The organism is Phenylobacterium sp. (assembly GCF_031181185.1).
GTDB lineage: Bacteria > Pseudomonadota > Alphaproteobacteria > Caulobacterales > Caulobacteraceae > Phenylobacterium.
Genome location: NZ_JAPSKZ010000251.1, coordinates 1 through 3997, shown reverse-complemented (window position 1 = coordinate 3997; position 3997 = coordinate 1). Strand labels below are relative to the sequence as shown.

Here is a 3997-nt window from a genome sequence, read left to right as displayed (position 1 = left end):
TCGCAGCGGCGGGCGCCCCAGCGCTCCAGCAGCCAGGCCCATTCGAACTGATGCCCTGGCTCCACGAGCCCCGCCTCGCCCTCTACCGCCTTCCAGTCGGCGTCGAAGAACTCGCGCAGCACGCCGGTTGCGGGATCGATGAACCGGGACAGCGCCAGCCCAGCGATCTCGTCGGCCAGCCGCCGCCACGCCGGCACGTCCATCACCTCTTCCCATGCGAGGGCGGCCTCGAGCAGGTGCATCTGCGCGTTGGCCTGGAACGGCCGCTCGCCGACCTCCCGATAGCCGCCAGCCGGGTGACGCAGCACCGCGAGGGCGCGCCCCAGCGCCTCCCCCTCGGCCGGCCAGCGGGGGTTTTCAGGCTGGGCGCGCCGCAGGGCGTTCACCGCCAGCAGCACGAAGGCGTGTTCGTAGAGGTGGCCTGTGTCGTCCAGCACCTCGCCGTCCGGGGTGAACGCGAAGGCGAACAGCCCGTCGGGCCTCCTGCCCCGCACAAGGAACTCGTAGCCGCTGAGGGCGAGCTCCAGCCAAGGCCCTTCGAAACCCTCGGCGGCAGCCATGGCGAACACATAGACTTGCCGCGCCAGGCTGCGCGTGCGCCGTCGCGGCTCGTGCGGCTCGCCGGTCGCAGTCAGGGCCTCGCGGAATCCGCCGTTCGCGGGGTCGAGCCCCGCCGTGCTCCAGAGCGGCAAGGCGTCGGTCCGCAGCCAGCGCTCATACCAGTCGCGCGCCTCGCCCAAGGACCGGAAACGCAGTTCCGGCGGCGGCTCGTGGCCGGCTTCGGGGTTGAACCGGCCGCGGCAGACGTCCAGCAGGGTCTTCAGCAGCGCCAGTTCGCCCCGGAAGGGCTTGATCTTGGTTGGCGCCTTCTCCCCCTTCGGATAGCGCCGCGCCGTCGGCAGCTCGACGCACCGGAAGCCCAGGCGTGGCGCCCGGTAGTTCATGTAGGCGAGGAGCTCGTAGTCCCTGAACTCGGGCCGGAAGATCGCCATGCGCGGGTCCTCCAGCAGCCTGCGGCTGTAGGCGCGAAAGCCCTGCGTTGTGTCGGTCCAGGGATAGCCCGACGCGAAGCTCAGCGCCGGCGCGTGCACCAGCCGGATGGCCAAGTCGCGGGCCCAGGGAGTGTTTTCGCCGACCCCGCCGTGGACATAGCGCGAGGCTTGCACGAAGTCGTAGCCGCCCTTCAGCGACTCCAGGAACGCGGGGATCGCGTCGGGATCGTCCTTGTCGTTCCCGTCGATGGTGACGAGGCCGGCATAGCCCTGATCCAGGGCGAACGCGTAGGCGCAGAGCAGCTGGGCGCTCAGCTTGCCGGGGCCGGTTTTGCGGACGAGCCCGGCGACGCGGTGGGCGTCCAGCCGTTCGGGGGCGAGCGAGCCGTCGGTCGAGCCGCCGTCGACGATGATGATGTCGGCCACGTCGGCGATTCCCAGCGCGCTCATCCGCTGCAGAAGACGGCCGATGCGCTCGCCTTCGTTGATCACCGGAATGACGACGCAGTGGTCCCGCGTGCGGCCGGTCCACCGCTCGACGACGTGGTCCGGGACGTACCTCACGCCGGAGCCCGAGTTGAAGCCAGCACGAGGATGCCGGCCAGCAGGAGGCCGTAGCCCAGCCAGTGAAGCGGCGTGAACGCCTCGCGGATCAAGAGCGCCGAGCAGAGGCCGACCAGGACGATGGCGCCCGCCGTGGCCACCGGATGGGCGACGTTGAGCGGCAGGCGGGTCACCGCGGCGGCATAGGCCAGGAAGGCGACACCGTAGCTGACGGCGGCGAGCCACAGCCGCCAATTGGTCGCCAGCGCCCCGGGGTCGGCCAGGGTCAGCGGACCGTCCGAGCTGAGCTTGACGAGGACGCTGGCGGCCGCGTTGGCCAGCACGCCGACGGCGAGGATCAGCCAGGTCATGCGGGATCTCCGTAGGCGGCCTTCACGGCGGCGGCCGCGCGCTGCACGGCGGGCAGGCCCTCGGGCGATGCGACCATCTCGACGGTGACGGTCAGGTCCGGCCGCAGGCGGCGCATGGCGACAGCTGCGACATCGTGCGGGACTTCGCCGTCCCCGGGCGGGGCGAGTCCCGGCTCGCTGGCGTGGGCATGGGCGAAGAGGCTGGCGTAAGTCTCTATGACCGCTGAATAATCTTCGCCGTTGGCGGCCATGGCGCCGACGTCCAGCTGGAGCCGCACGGCGGGGTGGTCGACCTTCTGGACGACGGCGGCGGCTTCCTCGGTACGGACCATGAAGTTGCAGCCGTACATGGCCGGATTGGCCTCGAGGCAGACGACGACGCCCTCGGCCGCGGCGGCGTCGCCGAGGCGGCGGAAGAAGTCGACGGCCACGCGGCTCGCGGTCGCGTCGTCGAGATCGCCGCGGTCGCGCTGCTTCGGCGATCCGAACACCAGGGCCCTGGCGCCCAGCAGCCGGCCGATGCGGCACTGCTGGGCGAGCCTGCGCAGCATCGTCCCGTCGTCCGAGAACAGGTTCAGTCCGGCCGTCCCGAACAGCAGGCCCTGCATGCCGACGATCTCAAAGCCGCGGTCGGCCCACCAGCGGCGCACGCGCTCGCCCTCGCCGTCGCTGACCGCGGCCGGATCGGCGAAATACTTGCCGGGCGCCACGTCCACGCAACGGATCCCCGCAGCCGTCAGCAGGTCGGCGGCGGCCGGCTCGTCGGCGATGTCCCAGGCGATGTTCGAGACCGAGAGGCGCATGTCAGGCGAGCGGCTTGGACGGCGGTTCCGACTGGGCGTAGGCGCGGATCGCCATCAGGCTCTCGCGCTTCGAATACTGGTACGCGCCCTGCCCGCCGAACAGGGCGGCGTGACGCGTGCGCAGATCATAGGCGGCGGGCGTTCGGCCAGCCGGCGCGTTGTCGAACTCGCGCCCGAAACCCTCGCGCGCCACCTCGGCCACCGAGACCGGCTCGGCCGTCAGGTGCACGAGCTCCAGCCCGGCGTCGAGCGCGCGGCGGACGTCGCCCCAGAGATTCACCATCGGGTAGAACTGATAGACGCCGCGCGCGTCGATGGCCGCCAGGTTGTTGTCGTTGCGCAGGTCGAAGACCGCATTCTTGCGCAGGCCCGGCCCCACCAGCCCCGGCAGGCGCACGATCAGAGCGCCGGGGAACCGCTCGGCCGTCCAGCGCTCGAGCCAGCGGCGGTTGCGGCCGTAGGGACCCGGCTCGACGGCGTCGGGGTCGCTGGCCTCGTCGGCCCCGCGGCTGTCGGCGAAGACGTCCACCGTGCTGATCAGGACCACGCGCCGGGGCCGCACCTGGTCCAGATGTCCGGCCAAGCTCTCCAGCTTTGCGCGGTCGGCCTCGGGCTCGCGGTCGGCGATCCACTTCTGGGCGGGCGCGCCGGCGCAGACCAGCAGGTCCACCTCGCGGCCGCGGATCTCGCCGATGTCCGTCGAGCGGTACTGCAGGCCGAATGACCGCTGCCGCAGCAGCGTCTGGCCCACATAGCCGCTCCAGCCGACCAGGGCGTCCGTCACGGCGCGAGCTCCTCGTGGTCCAGGCGCTCCAGCACGTCGAAGACGTTGTCGATCTTGCCGCCGAGGATGCTGACCACCCGACCGCCCGGGCCGTGGCGTTCGAACAGGATCGGCCGCCCGTCGTCGCCCTCGTTCCGGGTCAGCACTGTCTTCACCGTGAAGAGCGAACCTTCGTAGGCGCAATCGGCCATCGCCGGCAGATAGCGGGCGGCGTCGCGCAGCATCCGGTCGACGCGGCTCTCCTTCGGATAGGCGTCCAGCACCGCGTATGGGTCGCGGTCGCCGGCCTCGGTCCAGCTCATGTGAGGCGTATAGCGGACGTGGCTCAGGGAATGCACGCCGCGCGCGGGGAACGGCATGCACGAGAAGAAGGGGCCGTCCATCACCGTCACGCCCAGGCCGACCAGCTCGGGGGGCGGTCGTACCAGGGCAAGTTCGGTCAGTTCGTGCTTGAGGCCCAGCGGCGTCGCCGGCGCCGCCGCGAACGGCTGGGGCCGCCTGTAG

General features: G+C 71.4%; 4 protein-coding genes and 1 pseudogene. All 5 read right to left on the bottom strand.

The genetic code is table 11. From position 1 onward, the window contains the following. Positions 1-1556 (bottom strand): AGE family epimerase/isomerase (locus tag RIF93_RS19210; protein ID WP_309093055.1); only part of this gene is annotated, 1556 nt, incomplete at its 3' end. Next, entirely contained in the window at positions 1553-1906 is a 354-nt protein-coding gene (locus RIF93_RS19205) for a hypothetical protein (RefSeq protein WP_309093054.1), read from the bottom strand. The genes RIF93_RS19205 and RIF93_RS19210, both read right to left, overlap by 4 nt. Further along, a complete protein-coding gene (locus tag RIF93_RS19200) occupies positions 1903-2709 on the bottom strand; it encodes a TIM barrel protein (protein ID WP_309093053.1) in 807 nt (268 codons plus the stop codon). Before RIF93_RS19200 ends, RIF93_RS19205 begins: the two co-directional genes overlap by 4 nt. A 1-nt stretch (position 2710) precedes the next feature. After that, positions 2711-3493 carry a pyridine nucleotide transhydrogenase gene (locus tag RIF93_RS19195; RefSeq protein ID WP_309093052.1) on the bottom strand — a complete coding sequence of 261 codons (783 nt, stop codon included), beginning with the start codon at positions 3491-3493 and terminating at the stop codon, positions 2711-2713. Next, positions 3490-3997, bottom strand: a pseudogene (locus RIF93_RS19190) (D amino acid oxidase (DAO) family protein); the annotation flags it as partial. The gene RIF93_RS19195 and the pseudogene RIF93_RS19190, both read right to left, overlap by 4 nt.

Bases quoted from the DNA above. Each gene is read 5' to 3' on its own strand.
- RIF93_RS19200 (WP_309093053.1), bottom strand. From the start codon at position 2,709: ATGCGCCTCTCGGTCTCGAACATCGCCTGGGACATCGCCGACGAGCCG.
- RIF93_RS19205 (WP_309093054.1), bottom strand. From the start codon at position 1,906: ATGACCTGGCTGATCCTCGCCGTCGGCGTGCTGGCCAACGCGGCCGCC.